Here is a 14,633-nt window from a genome sequence, read left to right as displayed (position 1 = left end):
TGCGTGAACTGGACCGCCACGGTCGGCGGCCCCTGGTGTCGCTCACCTCCTGGTGTCGGTGGCGCGACTGTCGATGAAGCCCGTGTCTCGCCCTGCACGGTTCGCCTCGTCGGTGACGAGCAACCGAAAACGCACGCTCCCCCTGCGAGAGGGGCGTGTCGCGTGGGTGCTGGCTGGTCGGTCAGCGGGTGGTGGCCGACACGAGCTGGCTGTGTGTTCCGAGGTGTCAGGGGTGTTGCCGCGACTCCTTGCTCCGGGCGGGCACTGCCCGCCGTTTACGCCTCATCGCGCCTCCTCCTGGTGCTTCGTGCCCGGGATGGCGTTGCATGGGCGACGGGCCGTGACCTCGCGCGCGAGGCGCGTCCGTCTGGTCTGCGCTCCCGGGGGGAGGCGCGGCCTGGTGCGTGTCGCTCTCGCTGGTGGCGCGGCTGGCGCCGAGCGCGGACCCGATCGTGTCGGGTGCGGCGAGCTGCTCGGCGTGTCCGAGTCGCTCCAGCAGACCGTCGGGGCGGTAGCGGCCCCTGTCGCCGGTGCGATACCAGCGCGCTCCGGCGGCGGTGACGAAACGCCCGACGGCGTGTTCGGCAGCACCGCGATAGCCGTTGGCCAGCCCGGCGCCGCCGATCCACAGCTCGCCCGGCACCCAGTCGGGGCAGTCGCGTCCCTGCGCGTCGACCACCCGATAGCACTGATTGGGCAGTGGTCGACCATAGGGGATCGAGTCCCGGTCGGCGAGCGGCTCGGGCGTCGGCTCGAAGAGGCTCGACCAGATCGCCGTCGCGCACATGCCCTGCAGCGCCACCATCCGGCAGCCACCGGCGGAGGCGGTCGCGATCCGGGTCGCCAGGTCGCGGGCGATCCGACCGCGCGAGACCAGCGCCAGGCGCAACCCGAGCGGCGTGGCGGCGTGCTCGACCCGTTCCAGCAGTCTGTCCAGCTGCTCCGGCAGCGAGTTCCACAACGTCACCCGATGCCGCGCGATCAGCGCCTGCCAGACGGCGACGTCGTGTGCGGCCGTCTCGGGCACGCAGACCAGCGCGGCGCCGACCTGCGAGGGACCGAAGAGGTCGTAGACCGAGAGATCGAGATCGAGCGCCGAGACTGCCAGCGCCCGATCTCCGGCGCCGACGCCGTAACGCAGGTTGATCGCATCGAGGGTGTTGGCCGCAGCCAGGTGGGAGACCTCCACCCCGACCGGCTGGTCGGGTGCCGTGGGGTCGAACAGCACATAGGCGACACTGCTCGGTGCCCGCGGCAGCGGCGCGGGCAGTGGTGGATGGGCGCGGGCGCGATCGATCGTTGCCGGATCCAGCACCAGTCCGGCCCCGGCGCGCTCGATGACGCGCGTGCGCCAGGTTGTCGGCCGCGCGATGTCGATCGGGACATAGCAGCCCCCGGCGGCAAGCACGCCGAACACCGCCGCGATCTGAGCCCTGCCGCGCGGCAGCGATATCGCCACCGCGTCCCCCGGCGCGAGTCCCTCGGCACGCAGCCAGGCGGCGATGCACAGTGCCTCGGTGGCGAGTTCGCCGTAGCCGATCACCTGCTCGCCGTCGATCAGCGCCGGGCGCTCGGGGCGGCGGCGCGCGGTGGCGAAGAGTCCGCCGTGCAGGAGTCGGGGGCGGAGTGCCAGGGCGGTGGCATTGACCTCGGCGCGCGTGCGCCGCTGCGCTTCGGGCAGCTGCGGCGTGAACGGCTCCGTCCAGGCCGTCTCGCTGTGAGCCAGGCGCTCGATCAGATCGACATAGGCGTTGAACATCGCCTCGATCACGCCATCCGGGAACAGTGCCTCGAGCGCCTCCCAGGCCAGCAGCAGGGCATCGTCCTGCTCGTGGACCTGATGGTTGAGCCATGCTCGTGCTGTCTGCAGGCGCAGCTGGCCGAGCCCGCCGAGGATCGCGCGGGTGTCGTCGTCGAGCAGCGGCGCGCCGAGGTGGCAGGCGAAGACCACCGGGACGGCACGGCCGCCGTCGTCACGCGGCGGGGTGCGTTCGCGCAGCACCCGCGCGCCGCAGTAGCTGGCGTGTGCCATGTCGGCGTGGAACCGGCGTTGCAGCCGTGCGGCGCGGCTGGCGAAGTCGACCGGAGTGCTGCAATCGACCTCGAGCAGCAGCAGGCGGGTGAAGTCGGCCACCGCCTCGGCGGTACCGGGCAGGTCGTCGTGCCGCTCGAGCAGCGGCAGGTTGAGCGTGAATCCGGGCGTGGCGCTCCAGCACGCGAGCACTTCGGCGTAGGCGGTGGCGAGCACCAGCGCCGGGGTCAGGCCACGGGCCTGGGCGCGTTCGCCGAGCCGTTGCCAGGCGGCGGCGTCGAGCCGATGGTGGCGACGCCGGAAATGGGGGCGTTCAAGGGTCTCAGGGGGCTGGCGCAGCGGGAGCCGCGGGCCGTCGGGAAGGCTTCGGGCGCGCGTCATCCAGTAGTCGCGATCGACGGCATGGCGTGGTGCCAGACGTGCCTCAAGCGTCTTCAGGTAGCTGGCGAAGTGCCACTGCGCGGAAGAAGAGGGCGGCGCGCCCTGGCCGGTATAGAAGGTGGCGAGATCGCGCAGCAGGATGCGCAGGCTCTCGATGTCCGCGACCAGTCGGTCGAGATCGACATGGACCCGGCTGCTGCCGTCCGGCAGCAGACTCAGCGCGAGTCCGGCGACCTCGCCGCGCTCGACCGCGAGCCGCCGTTGCGAGCGCGCCTCGCGGATCACCCCCAGGCGGCGCTCGCAGTCGCGGGGAGGGAGCGCGCGCAGGTCGTAGAGCGCCAGCGGGGCACAGCCGCTCGCGGCGGCGATCCGCTGGCGGCCCTGTTGATCGAAGTGCGCGCGCAGCATCGGATGATGTCCGAGCAAGGCACGCCAGGCGCGTTCGAGTCGCGCCGGGTCGAGCGTGCCGCCATCGAGTTCGAGATAGAGATGATCCGCGCTCCCGCCGAGTGGCCGGCCGTCCTGACGAGCGCTCCAGTTGGCATGCTGGACGTCGGTCAGGTCGAATGGCGTCGCGGGACTCTGGGTCGGTTGCCGCTCCGGCACCAGGATCGGTGCCGGGGCCGCGTCGAGCAACTGCTGCCAGGCGGTGAGCGTCGGGCGCTCGATCAGCTCGGAGAAGCCGACCTCGGCACCGGCGCATCGCCACTGGTTGATCAGTTGCATCACCTGGAGCGAGTCGAGACCGAGCGCGATCAGGTTCTCCTCGGCGTCGATCTCGGTGTCGCCCGGGGGTAGCAAGGCGCGAATCTGGTCGCGGACCGTCTCGGGATCGATGGCGGCAGCGCCGCTCATGACGCGCAGGCCTCCTCGGGGTGGTCGTTGGCTGCCACCGCCGGGGCGAACAGGTTGGCGCAGACCCCGGCGAGCTTCTCGCGGGTCTCCTGCAGTTCGCGCTGCGGGGTGGAGAGGGCGATCAGCCCGGCACCGGCCTGCAACCACTGTTTGCCGTCCTGCTCGTAGAAGGCGCGCAGCACCAGCGCCGCGTCGAGGGTGCCGTCGCTGTCGACGGTGAGCACCGAGCCGCTGTAGAGCCCGCGCGGCTGGCGCTCGTGGCGACCGATGGCATCGATCGACTCGCGCTTGGGAATGCCCGAGGCGGTGACCGCCGGGAACAGCGACTGGAAGGCGTGCCAGGGGTTGGCGCCGGGGGCGAGCTGGCCGCCGGCACGCGAGCCGAGGTGCTGCACCGAGCCGCGCCGGGCGATCGACATCAGCTCCGAGACCTGGATGCTCGGTCGGTCGCAGACCGCCTCCAGCTCCTCGAACGAGAGCTTGACCGAGATGGCGTGCTCGGCGACTTCCTTGAGGTCGGTGAGCAGCTCAGCACGCAGCGCCGACTCCTCCTCCGGGGTCTCGCCGAGGGCGCGGGTACCGGCCAGCGGCTGGGTGCTCACCCAACCCTCGGCAGAGACCTCGAGCACGGTCTCGGGACTGAAGCCGGCGGCACTGAAACCCGGCCACAGCACCAGGAACGATCGCGCCGGGGTGTTGTTGCAGCGTCCCGCGAAGTAGCTGGTCACCGGATCGATGCGTTCGGGGATGGCAACCCGGCGCGACAGGATCACCTTCTGGTATTGACCGGCCTGGATCTCGGCCACCGCAGCGGCGACCATCCGCTGGTACTCCTCGCTGTTTTCGTGGGCGACCGGTGCCTGGACCGCACGCAGCGGCAGCTCGATCGTCTCGGGGTGGTTGCTGTCGAGACGGCCGAGGGTCTCGGCCAAGTGGTCGACGGCTTGCTGCGAGAAGCCGCGCAGCAACGCCTCGCCCTGACGCAGTCGGATCTCGCGCTCGGGTACCACCAGTTGCAGCAGCTCGGTGCGGGTGTCCGCGTCGGGCAGGCCGTGGAAGCGGCGCGCCAGCTCGAAACGGGCCATGCCGTAGGCGCGCCAGTTGTTGATCGGCAGCGCCGCGAGCGCGTTGTCGACCGCGCTGGGGAAGTCTTCGAGCGCCCAGCTCTGTTCTTGCTCGCCGTAGCGGATACGCACCCGCTCGAGATTGAGATCGAGGCGTGCCGCGACCCCGATTCCCAGTGACCACTCGCCGTCGCGCTCGTAGAGCGTGAGGGTGTCATCGAGTCCGGCCTGGGCCAGGCGAGTCGCCAGTTGCAGCGGATCGGCGATGATCCGCAGGCGATGCTCGATGTAGTCGCGCGGGGTGGGGCGGGTGAGCGGCGGTTGCAGACGCGCGCGCAGGGCCTGTTTGTCGATCTTGCCGATCGCGGTCAGCGGCCAGCCATCGACCAGCTCGAGTCGATCCGGCCACTTGTGGCGAGGCATCTCGCGCGCGGCGAGGAAACGATGGATCTCGGCGAGGTCGAGCGCCGGGTCGTCGCCGAGCACGCAGGCGCAGGCACTCTCGCCGAGTCGCGTATCGGGCAGCGCCACCAGCGCCGCCTCGCGGATCGCCGGGTGCTCGACGAGCAGGGTCTCGATCTCGGCGGCGGCGATCTTCTCCCCGGCGCGGTTGATCTGGTCCTTGATCCGTCCCTCGACGACCAGCGCGCCCTCGGCGGTGCGTCGCACCTTGTCCCCGGAGCGGTAGTAGCCATCGCTGGTGAAGGCGGTGCGGTTATAGGTCTCGGCGCGGTAGTAGCCGCGAATGGTGTAGGGGCCGCGCACCAGCAGCTCGCCGGCCTCGCCGGGGGCGACATCGTGACCATTCGCGTCGACGATGCGGACATCGTCGTCGGCACACATCGGACGGCCCTGGGTGTGCAGCACGACGCTGTCGGGATCGTCGAGATGGGTGAAGCAGAGCAGCCCCTCGGCCATGCCGAAGACCTGTTGTACCGCGCAGCCGAGTTCGGGGCGGATGCGTGCGGCGGTCTCGGCATCGAGTCGGGCGCCACCGACCTGGAGCACCTGGAGGCTCGACAGATCGGTGTCGTCCCACTCACGTGCCTGCAACCACAGCGGCACCAGCGCCGGTACCAGCGCGGTGTGGGTGACGCGCTCGGCGGCGATCAGCGGGAAGGTCTCGTCGAAGCCGGGGGTGCGGGCGAGCACCACCTGGCCGCCGGCGAAGAAGGTGCCGAGGATGCCGGGGCTGGCAAGCGGGAAGTTGTGCGCCACCGGCAGCGCGGCGAGATAGACGCTGTCGGCGTCGAGACCGCTGATCTCGGCGGCGCGCCGGGCGTTGTAGGCGTAGTCGACATGGGTGCGCGGGATCAGCTTGGGCACGTCGGTGGTGCCGCCGGAGAGCAGCAGCAGCGCGATCGACTCGGGGTCGGGGCGGGGCAGTGCGACAGGCTCGGCATCGAGCGCGGCGAAGGCGGTGTGGGGTCCGGCCTCACCGACCACGACGATCTCGCGCAGGCTTGGCAGCCCGGCCTGGATGCGTTCGGCCAGGGCGCGGTGGTCGAAGCCGAGGAAGCGGTCCTGGACCACACAGGCGACCGGCTCGGCCAGCGCGCCGAGCGCGGCCAGCTCACGCTCGCGCAGCGCGGTCATCACCATGATCGGTGCCGCGCCGAGACGGCACAGCGCCAGGGTGGTGAGCACCAGGGGCAGATCGTTGGGGAGCTGGACCAGCACACGATCGCCGAGGCCGATGCCGCGCCCGTGCAGGGCGGCGGCGAGGCGGTCGACACGGGCGTCGAGTTCGGCATAGCTCAGTCGCTGATCACCTGCCACCAGCGCGGTGCGCGAGCCATGGGTCTCGGCCCAGCGGCGCAGCTGCTCGCCCAGGGTCAGCGGTTCCCAGTAACCCTTGTCCCGATAGGTTTGCGCCACTGCGGGCGGCCAGAACGCGAGGGTGTGGTCCATGAAGGTCTCCGGGGTTGTATCAGGCGAGAACAGAACGACAGGCCACTCGGTTTCACGGGGCACGGGTGGCCGAACGCTTATTTGATATCAATTATCATTCGCTATATTGTCGGCCGACTCCCCGGATCGGCAGCCACGCGCCCCGATCGGGATTCTTCTGGGCGGGCCGAACGCACGGATCGCACCCTGTTATGGATGGAGGACGAATGGATGTTGAACGGTGACTGGCGGCGCAGCGCTTGGGTCGAGTTGGCCTCGGAGATGGCCGCGGGACTGGATCAGCCCTTGGTGGTGCTGGCCCCGATCGCACCGGACGAGACGGTGCTCTCGCCCTGGTTGACGGCGGCGGAGTGGGTGCGTTGCGCGCGCTATCGTCAGGCCGCCGATCGGCGACGCTGTGTCAGCGCGCACGCGCTCAAGCGGCGCGTGTTGAGCGCCTTGCTGGGGTGCGCGCCTCACGCCTTGCGCTTCGTCTGCGACGCCTACGGCAAACCGCGTCTGGTCGCCAATGAGCTTGCCTTCAATCTGTCGCATGCCGGTGATTGGGTGGCGCTCGCCTGCGCCCCGCAGGGGATGGGGCCGATCGGAGTCGACCTGGAGCAGCCGAGCGCGCGCATTGCCGATCCTGTGGAGATCGGGGTGTGGCATCCAGAAGACCGTCTGCTTCCGGCGGTGTCCGGGGAGCAGGCGTTCTATACCGCGTGGACGCTGAAGGAGGCGATCGCCAAGGGGATCGGGGTGGGGCTGGGCGTCGGGTTCGAGACGCTGGCGTTGCAGGCCTGTGGCGACAACCGTTATCAGTGCCATCATCAGGGGCGTTGCTGGTCTGCCCGTCACCATGATGTCGAGGGTGGCGTACACCTTGCTTTGGCGTGCCCGCGACCTTGGCCACGGGCACGCTGGTTGCAGCTCGAGTGCAGTCTGGCTCAGACCGGGGCGTTGGCCGTGGCGCTGCCGAGATAGTGGCGACGTGTCTCGCTCGGCAGCACCCCGAACTGCTTGCGGAAAGCGGCGCTGAAGTGGCTGATGTTGCTGTAGCCGAGCATCAGTGCGGTCTCGGTGACGCTGTGTTGACGCAGCAGTTGGCGCGCTCGATCCATGCGGTGTTGTTGGAAGAGCGCATAGATGCTGGTGCCGAACAGTGCCTTGAAGCCCTGTTTGAGCTTGAGTTGGTTGAGCCCGGTGTCCTGCGCCAGCTCGGCGATGGTCGGTGGTTCGCTGAGGTTGCTCAACAGGCGATCGCGTGCGGCGAGCAGGCAGCGGCGCTCGCGCAGCGGCGTGCGTGGATTGCGTTCGTCGGGGGTGAGACCGTGCAGCAACCAACCGAGGTATTCGAGCGCGGCGGCATGCAATAGCAGGGAGTCGGGTTGCTGGATGCGCTGGGCGAGACGCGTGGCGGCGGCAATGGTGCGATCACCGGGGCGGCTGGCACGCATCAGGAAGCCCTGTTCGACCGCCTCGATGACTTGTTGGTAGTCGTCGTCGACAAGTTCGCTGAACAAGGCCGGCGCGAGCGCCAGACCCACCTGTTGGTAGTGGGCGCCGTAGCGCACCGCGAAGCGTTCGCCAGGGGCGAAGCTGATACAGCCTTCGCCGACCCGAGGGCAGAACAGCCGGTCGCGTACCCGTGCCTGCGAGGCCTCGCGCAGCAGACAGGTGCAGTGTACGGCGCGACTGCTGTTGACCAGCACTGCCTGGGTCTCGCGCACGCCGTCACCGTTGTAGAGCGCGGCGGTCATTCCCGGGCAGATCTCGATCGAACAGACCTGCACGCCGGGCAGGGTCTCGCTGACCTCCGACCGCGTTCGCGTCACCTGTTGCTCGGCAACGGGTGACGTTTCCTGTGGACAAGACATTCCTCCCTCCTGAATGCAGTGGCCGCCGACGTCGGTTTTGATGGGTCTGTTCGAGATGATGGGCAGTGCACCCAGGTTCCTGTCGACGGGTAGAACATCTAAACAAGAATTACTCTTATTTTCAATATCGACTCATCGCGGCGCCATGCGGATCTCCGCGCCGTGCAACAGGCCGGGGTCGAGCGGCGCGCCGAGCCCCACGAGTGCGATGGCCCTGACGCCATGGTCTGGTGCCGCGCCCAGCACGATGGTCGGGTCGTCGCCGATGAGGCGTCGGAGTTCGGCGTGGCGCGCGGCGGGCGCCTCCAGCCAGATCCGGCTCAGACTGCGGGCGCCATTGGCGTGCTCGACCACCGTTGGGTGCCGCTGGCACGGCTCGAAGGGGCTGACCAGGAAGGGCAGGGCGGGGTCGTGCGGACAGGCGAAGCTGAAGCGAACCTTCTCGCCGTCGGCGCGTCGCCACTGCCAGCGCACCACGCGCGCGATCGGGACGTCCGCGGCGCACAGCGCCTCGCGCGTAGCGGCCAGTGACCCGCTGACCATTGCGAGGTCGCAAAAGCCTTCGCCGCTGGCGCGCCAGCCGATCATCCGTCGTCCCGCGCCGCGCCCGGCGAGCCGGTCGAGCGGCCAGTGCAACCAGCGCGGGTATGCGACCCGTGCTCACGACGTCACGCGCTCGGTCTGAGCGCAGTCCTCGATACCGCCGTCGAATTGTTGTGGCGGCTCGATCACGCCGCGCGCGCTCAGGTCTGCCAGGGTGCGCTCGGGGTCGAGCGCGAGCGCGGCGAAGCCCGCGCCCGAGCGTACTGCTCCGGCAACCACCGCCAGGGTCGCGAGGGCGATCAGGGTGGCGCCGATGACGGTGCTGTCGCCCCCGTCGAGCAGGGCGCACCGGGTGCGCGCGCGACCGCCCGAATCGAGCCCGACAAGCTCCACCAGTAGTTGACTGCGGGGGTGGTGTTCGATCGACCCCGTGGCAGCGGGGTCGAGGGTGTCGAGCAGTTGGGGGCCGGTCGCCATGCTGAACCAGTCGCCATGCTCCAGGCCGATCCAGGCGGCGAGCGCCGTTGCCTCCGGGTCGAGATAGGGCAGTAATGTGCTCGGCGCCTCGACGCCGGACAACTCCACCGCGCTGCGCCGTGCCAGCGCGCCGCGTCTTGGTCCCGAGCGCCAGACCGCCAGCGGCGTGCAGGTGGCAGTGTCGGCGAGATACCCGAGGTCGCGCGCGGCAGGGATGCTGAGGCGATCGAACACCCGCAGATAGCTGCGCAGTCGGGTGACGCGCGCAAACTCCCGCTCGGCCAGCCAGCGTGGCAGCAAGGCCGTCAGCCCCGGTTGCATGCCGGTGCCGAACAAGGCGGTACGCGCTGGGGCCTGCTCGAACAGCGGGGCGCTCTCTGGCGCGGCATGGGTATCGATCAGATCGACCCCGGCGGCGACGGCCGCCAGAGCGATCTGACGGCTGGCTGAATGGGCCGGTCCGGCGCAGTTGACCAGCACCCCGCAGGCGGCGGCGAAGGTCAGCAGGGAGGCGGCGTCTGCGGGATCGACCGCGACCGTCTCGATGCGCGCGCCGGGTGCGCGCGTGCCGAGTTCGGCGGCCAGCGCCGCAGCGTGGCGTGGGTCGCGCGCGCCGAGACAGAGGGTATCGACCCCGGCGTCGAGCAGGACGCGTGCGGCGACGCCGCCGCGCTCGCTGCAGGCCCCGAGCAGGCCGATTCTCATCGTCTGCCACCACGCACGAGATGGCTCGCGCAGCGCGCGCGGCGGCGCAGTCCGGCGTCCGCGGCCCGCGGTCCGACTCGAAGGGACGCCACGGCGATCAGCAACTCGGTGGCCTGCATGGTCGTTGGTTCGCTCCTGTGCCCGGGCGCCTCGGGGCGTGCGTCGAGAGCTGAGAAATGACGCTTTCGAGAATCATTATTATTTACAAATGGTAGTCCTCCTCGGTTCCACGGCGCTCACCGCAACGGGGTGGGGGCTGCCCGAATCGGGACTCTCTGTCGGGCGTGGAAAACTTCAGATCGGGTCAGCCCGCGACCCTATGCGGGGAGCGCCGGGCGGGCGGTGCGTCATAGGCTGTCGGGTCTCTCCGAAATCGATCCCGAGGTCCCCTGTGATGTCCCGAGTCCAACTGTTACCGAGCCTGCTCGCCGGCGCGCTCGCGCTTACCGCCACGACGGTCCTCGCCGCCCCCACCGGTGAGGAGATCATGATCCAAGTCGACCAGCGTCCAGACGGCGACGATCGTCGCTCGACCATGGTGATGGAGCTGATCAACAGCAACGGCAGCAAGCGGGTGCGACGCATGCTGGTGCTGTCCAAGGACGACGGACCGGACACTCGCAAGGTGATGGCGTTGCAGTCGCCGCCGGACGTCAAGGGCACCGCCTTTCTCACCTGGGAGTACGACGATGTCGCGCGTGACGACGACCGCTGGCTCTATCTGCCCGCGCTCAAGCGGGTGCGGCGCATCATGGGCGAGTCGCGCAACGATGCCTTCATGGGGTCGGACTTCACCTATGACGACCTGGGGGATCGCAGCGTCGAGGAAGACACCCACACGCTGATCGGCGAGGAACGCCTCGACGGTCACGATTGCTGGGTGGTGGAGTCGGTCCCCAGGGGCGACGACGAACTCTACGTCCGCAAGAAGGTGTGGGTGCGCCAGGACGCCGACCTGCCGATCAAGGTCGAGTTCTATGACCATCGTGGTCTGCTCAAGGTGTTGCGAGTGCTCGAGGCCCGTCAGCAGGACGGCTTCTGGGTGCAGTTCCGTGTCGAGATGCACAACGTCCAGCAGGACCACCGCACGCTGATGACCATCGAGGAGATCGCCCACGACACCGGGCTGCGCGACGCGCGCTTCGAGGTCTCGGCGATCCAGCGCGGCCATCTGCGCTGACCCCGTCGTGTCGTTGCCGTCGATCTCCCGCCGTCTCGCCGTCCTCCTGTCCTGCTGCTGCCTGTCGCCGGCGGCCTCGGGCGAGTTGCTCGACAGCCTGAGCTGGGACGGCTTTGTCGAGACCTACCAGGCGATGCAGCTCGCCGCCCCCCAGGACACCCAGGGCTCGCGTGCCCGGGCACGGCTGCGGCTCTATGCCGGCGAGGGCGATCGCCAGCTGTTCGCGCGCGTCACCGCCGAGCGCGATCTTGCCTTCGAGGGCAATCGCATCGAACTCGACGAGGGCTATCTCGACCTGGTGGGGCGCGGCTGGGACGCGCGGCTCGGGCGTCAGGTGGTGATCTGGGGGCGTGCCGACGGGCTGCGTATCGTCGACCGGGTCTCGACCCTGGACAGCTCCGAGTCGCTCACCCGCGAACTCGACGAGGTGCGCCTCGGGGTCGATGCGGTGCGGCTGCGCCGGCTCGACGACTCCAGCCAGATCGAGCTGATCTGGTCGCCGCGCTTTCGTCCCGGACGTGCGCCGAGCGAGGTCTGGGCACTGCCCGACCCGGTCCCCGAGGGGGTGGCGCGGAGGGCCGTCGAGCGCCCCGGCAGCGCGCTCGACGAGGGGGTGTTCGCCGCGCGCTGGTCCTACTACGGCGCGGGTCTCGATCTCGCCGTCTCCGTCCTCCACACCTGGGAGGACCTGCCGAGCCTCGATCGCGAGTATGGTGCCGACGGCGCCATCACCCTGGTGCCGCGCCATCACCGCCTGACCCTCTGGGGGCTGGAGTTCGCCCGTCCGTGGCAGAGCTTCGTGTTCCGTGGCGAGGCGGTCTACATCCAGGGGCAGCGCTTCGAGCCCGCCGACTGGCACGATCCGCTGCGTCGCGAGGATCTGCTGCACTGGATGCTCGGGCTGGACTGGACGCCGGGCAACAACTGGACGCTGATCGCCCAGGTCTCGGACGCCTGGATCCCGGCCTATGCCCCGGGCTTGGCCAGCGAGGCCCACACTCCGGTGCTCACCCTGGGGCTGACCGCCGATCTGCTGCGCGAGACCCTCGAATTCAGCAACCTGCTCTACGTCCGTCCCAACGAGCAGGGCTACTACAACCGCCTCAGCCTCGATTACGCGGTCACCGACCGCTTCCACGCCGGTCTCGGGCTCGACCTGTTCGGTGGCGAGGAGGGCGTCTTCGCCTTCTACAAGGAGAACGATCAATTATGGCTCAAGCTCAGGTACAGCTTCTGACCCGTGCCCCCATGGGGAGCGCGTCATGCTGAGGATCGAACGCATCAATCTCGGCTTCCGCCGGCTCACCGAGACGCTGCTGCGCCGACGGCTGTGGGTGCTGCTCGGCGTCGGGCTCTGTCTCGGCGCGACGGTGTCCGGGATGGGCGGCCTGCACACCGATGTCGATCCGGACAACTGGTTGCTCGAGGACGACGCCATGCGTCAGGACCTCGACTATTTCGAGCACATCTTCGGCAACAGCGACTACTGTGCGGTGCTGATCGAGCACGAGAACGTGTTCAGCCCCGAGGTGTTGCGCGGCATCCGCACGCTCGGTCACGAGCTGGAGCGCGGCGTGCCCCATGCCGACGACGTGATGTCGCTGACCGACCTGGAGTTCATGCTCGGGCGCGACGAGGGGTTGGAGATCACCGAGCTGGTCCCCGACCCGGTACCCGAGTCGGCCGAAACGCTGGCCGGGATACGCGCGCTGGCGATGTCGCGCCCGTCGATTCGCGACCGTCTGGTGTCCGCCGACGGCACCCAGACCTGGGTCATGCTGCGCCTCCACGGCTATGGCGACAAGGCGCGCAGCGAGGGGCCGGACCTCCAGGTCGGGCGCAGCTGCACCGAGATCGCCGCCCAGCCGCAGTACGCCTTCATGCACCCGCGCGTCTCCGGGATGCCGGTGGTCAACTTCGAGAAGAAGCGTTTCTTCAACAGCGAGGCGCCACGGCTGCTGGGGATCTCGCTGCTGGTCAGCGCGCTGATCCTGGCGGTGGCGCTGCGCTCGGTGTGGGGCGTGGTCTTCCCGCTGCTCACCGCGGCGACGGCGATGGCGATGGTGCTGGGGGTGCAGGGACACCTGCAGACCGGGATCGATCCCGCGCTGATCTTCTTGCCGCTGTTTCTCGGTATGGCGGTGTCGATCGGTTACTCGATCCACGTCATCAACCACTTCCGCCGTCACTTCCTCGTCAACGGCGGGCGGCACGCGGCGATTCTCCACGCGCTGGAAGAAACCGGCTGGCCGTTGCTGTTCACCGCGCTGACCACGGCCGCGGCGATGCTCTCGTTTCTGCTGATCCCGCTCCAGCCGATCCACTGGATCGGCTATACCGCGGCCAGTCTGGTGCTGGTGACCTGGGCGTTGGTGGTATTGGTGCTGCCGGTGCTGCTGAGTTTCGGCCGTGACCGGACGCCGCAGCCGGATGCGGGACCGGGTGGCCGCTCCAATGGTCGTCCGCTGGAGCGGCTGCTCGGGGCCTTCGGGACCTGGGTGCTGCGTCGTCCGCGCACGGTGCTGGCGCTCTTCGTGTTGCTCACCCTGGTCTGCGTGGCCGGGCTCAGCCAGTTCCGGGTCTCGTTCGACTATCGCGTGACCATGGGGCTGCAGGTGCCCTATATCGAGCGCCTGAACCATGTGGCCAACAGTCAGGTCGGCTCGCTCTATTCCTATGACATGGCGATCGCCTTCGATGCCCCGGACAAGGCGCGCGAACCGGCCAACCTCGCCAAGCTCGACCAGCTGCGCGAGGAGATCCTCGACTTCCCGCTGACCAAGCAGGTCACCACGGTCAACCAGGTGGTGAAGGATCTGCACCAGGCGGTGCTCGGCGGCGATGTCGCCGATTACCGCCTGCCGGAGGATCGGCCGCTGCTCGCCCAGCTGTTGCTGCTCTACGAGAATGCCGGCGGCACCGAGGCCTCGCGCTGGGTCGATTACGACTACCAGCGGTTGCGGATGATGATCGAGATCGACGACTACGACTCGGAAGAGGCCGAGCGTGAACTCGAACGCATCCGTGCCCGCGCCGCCGAGCTGTTCCCGGATGCCGAGGTCTATCTGATCGGTTCGGTCGCTCAGTACACCTACATGATGCACCAGGTCACCTGGGGTCAGCTCGGCTCCTTCATGGTGGCGCTGCTGATCATCGGGGTGCTGATGATGGTGGTGTTCGGCGGGGTGCGTATCGGCCTGATCGCGATGATCCCGAACGTCGCCCCGGCGCTTGCCGTCGGTGGTGCCATGGGCTGGAGCGGGATTCCGATGGACATCATGACGGTGACCATCATGCCGATGCTGCTGGGACTGGCGGTGGACGACAGTATCCACTTCATCGCCCATGCCCGACTGGAGCACCGGCGTACCGGTGGCGATTACGCCGAGTCGATCCGGCGTACCTTCACCAGCGTCGGCGTCGCTCTGGTGCTGACCTCGGTGGTGCTGGTGCTGAACTTCTCCGTCTATCTCGCCTCGACGGTGAACATGTTCATCCACATGGGCGCGCTGGTGGCGTTGGGGATCGGTGCGGCCCTGCTCACCGACTTCTTCGTCACTCCGGTGTTGCTCGAACGGCTGCGCCCCTTCGATCCCCGACCGCGTCGGGGATGAGGGCGTGCGGGGGCC

At 69.0% G+C, this 14,633-nt stretch carries 9 protein-coding genes; 4 read left to right on the top strand and 5 right to left on the bottom strand.

Annotated elements, in window-relative coordinates; all coding sequences use genetic code 11:
• Positions 1–226 precede the first annotated feature (226 nt).
• On the bottom strand, positions 227–3,268 hold the full coding sequence (locus tag MARPU_RS08595) for an AMP-binding protein (protein ID WP_005224129.1): 3,042 nt from the start codon (positions 3,266–3,268) through the stop codon (positions 227–229).
• Positions 3,265–6,243 carry a salicylate synthase gene (locus MARPU_RS18085; RefSeq protein ID WP_005224128.1) on the bottom strand — a complete coding sequence of 993 codons (2,979 nt, stop codon included), beginning with the start codon at positions 6,241–6,243 and terminating at the stop codon, positions 3,265–3,267. The genes MARPU_RS08595 and MARPU_RS18085 overlap by 4 nt, the downstream gene beginning before the upstream one ends.
• Positions 6,244–6,453: 210 nt before the next feature.
• Between MARPU_RS18085 and MARPU_RS16655 the strand changes: the two genes are divergently transcribed.
• Positions 6,454–7,206, top strand: a complete 753-nt coding sequence (locus tag MARPU_RS16655; protein WP_005224127.1) for a 4'-phosphopantetheinyl transferase family protein — start codon at positions 6,454–6,456, stop codon at positions 7,204–7,206.
• Here the strand turns inward: MARPU_RS16655 and MARPU_RS08580 are convergent.
• The 3 genes from MARPU_RS08580 to MARPU_RS08570 form a co-directional block, all read right to left on the bottom strand.
• Entirely contained in the window at positions 7,170–8,057 is an 888-nt protein-coding gene (locus MARPU_RS08580; RefSeq protein WP_043762563.1) for a helix-turn-helix transcriptional regulator, read from the bottom strand. The two genes, MARPU_RS16655 and MARPU_RS08580, sit on opposite strands and share 37 nt — an antisense overlap.
• Positions 8,058–8,231: 174 nt before the next feature.
• Positions 8,232–8,735, bottom strand: a complete 504-nt coding sequence (locus tag MARPU_RS08575; RefSeq protein ID WP_025275222.1) for a VOC family protein — start codon at positions 8,733–8,735, stop codon at positions 8,232–8,234.
• A 24-nt stretch (positions 8,736–8,759) separates the two neighbouring features.
• On the bottom strand, positions 8,760–9,824 hold the full coding sequence (locus tag MARPU_RS08570) for a saccharopine dehydrogenase NADP-binding domain-containing protein (protein ID WP_005224124.1): 1,065 nt from the start codon (positions 9,822–9,824) through the stop codon (positions 8,760–8,762).
• A gap of 394 nt (positions 9,825–10,218) precedes the next feature.
• Between MARPU_RS08570 and MARPU_RS08565 the strand changes: the two genes are divergently transcribed.
• The 3 genes from MARPU_RS08565 to MARPU_RS08555 are packed head-to-tail and all read left to right on the top strand — an operon-like array spanning position 10,219 to position 14,618.
• A complete protein-coding gene (locus MARPU_RS08565) occupies positions 10,219–11,004 on the top strand; it encodes an outer membrane lipoprotein-sorting protein (RefSeq protein ID WP_005224123.1) in 786 nt (261 codons plus the stop codon).
• A gap of 13 nt (positions 11,005–11,017) precedes the next feature.
• Complete coding sequence (locus MARPU_RS08560) at positions 11,018–12,241, top strand: DUF1302 family protein (protein WP_005224122.1); 1,224 nt, start codon at positions 11,018–11,020, stop codon at positions 12,239–12,241.
• Between the two features lie 25 nt (positions 12,242–12,266).
• Positions 12,267–14,618, top strand: a complete 2,352-nt coding sequence (locus tag MARPU_RS08555; protein ID WP_005224121.1) for an efflux RND transporter permease subunit — start codon at positions 12,267–12,269, stop codon at positions 14,616–14,618.
• The last annotated feature ends 15 nt before the right edge of the window (positions 14,619–14,633 follow it).

Source organism: Marichromatium purpuratum 984 (genome assembly GCF_000224005.2).
Lineage (GTDB): Bacteria > Pseudomonadota > Gammaproteobacteria > Chromatiales > Chromatiaceae > Marichromatium > Marichromatium purpuratum.
The sequence above is the reverse complement of the archived record's forward strand: the minus strand, read 5'-3'. Positions and strand labels throughout refer to the sequence as shown.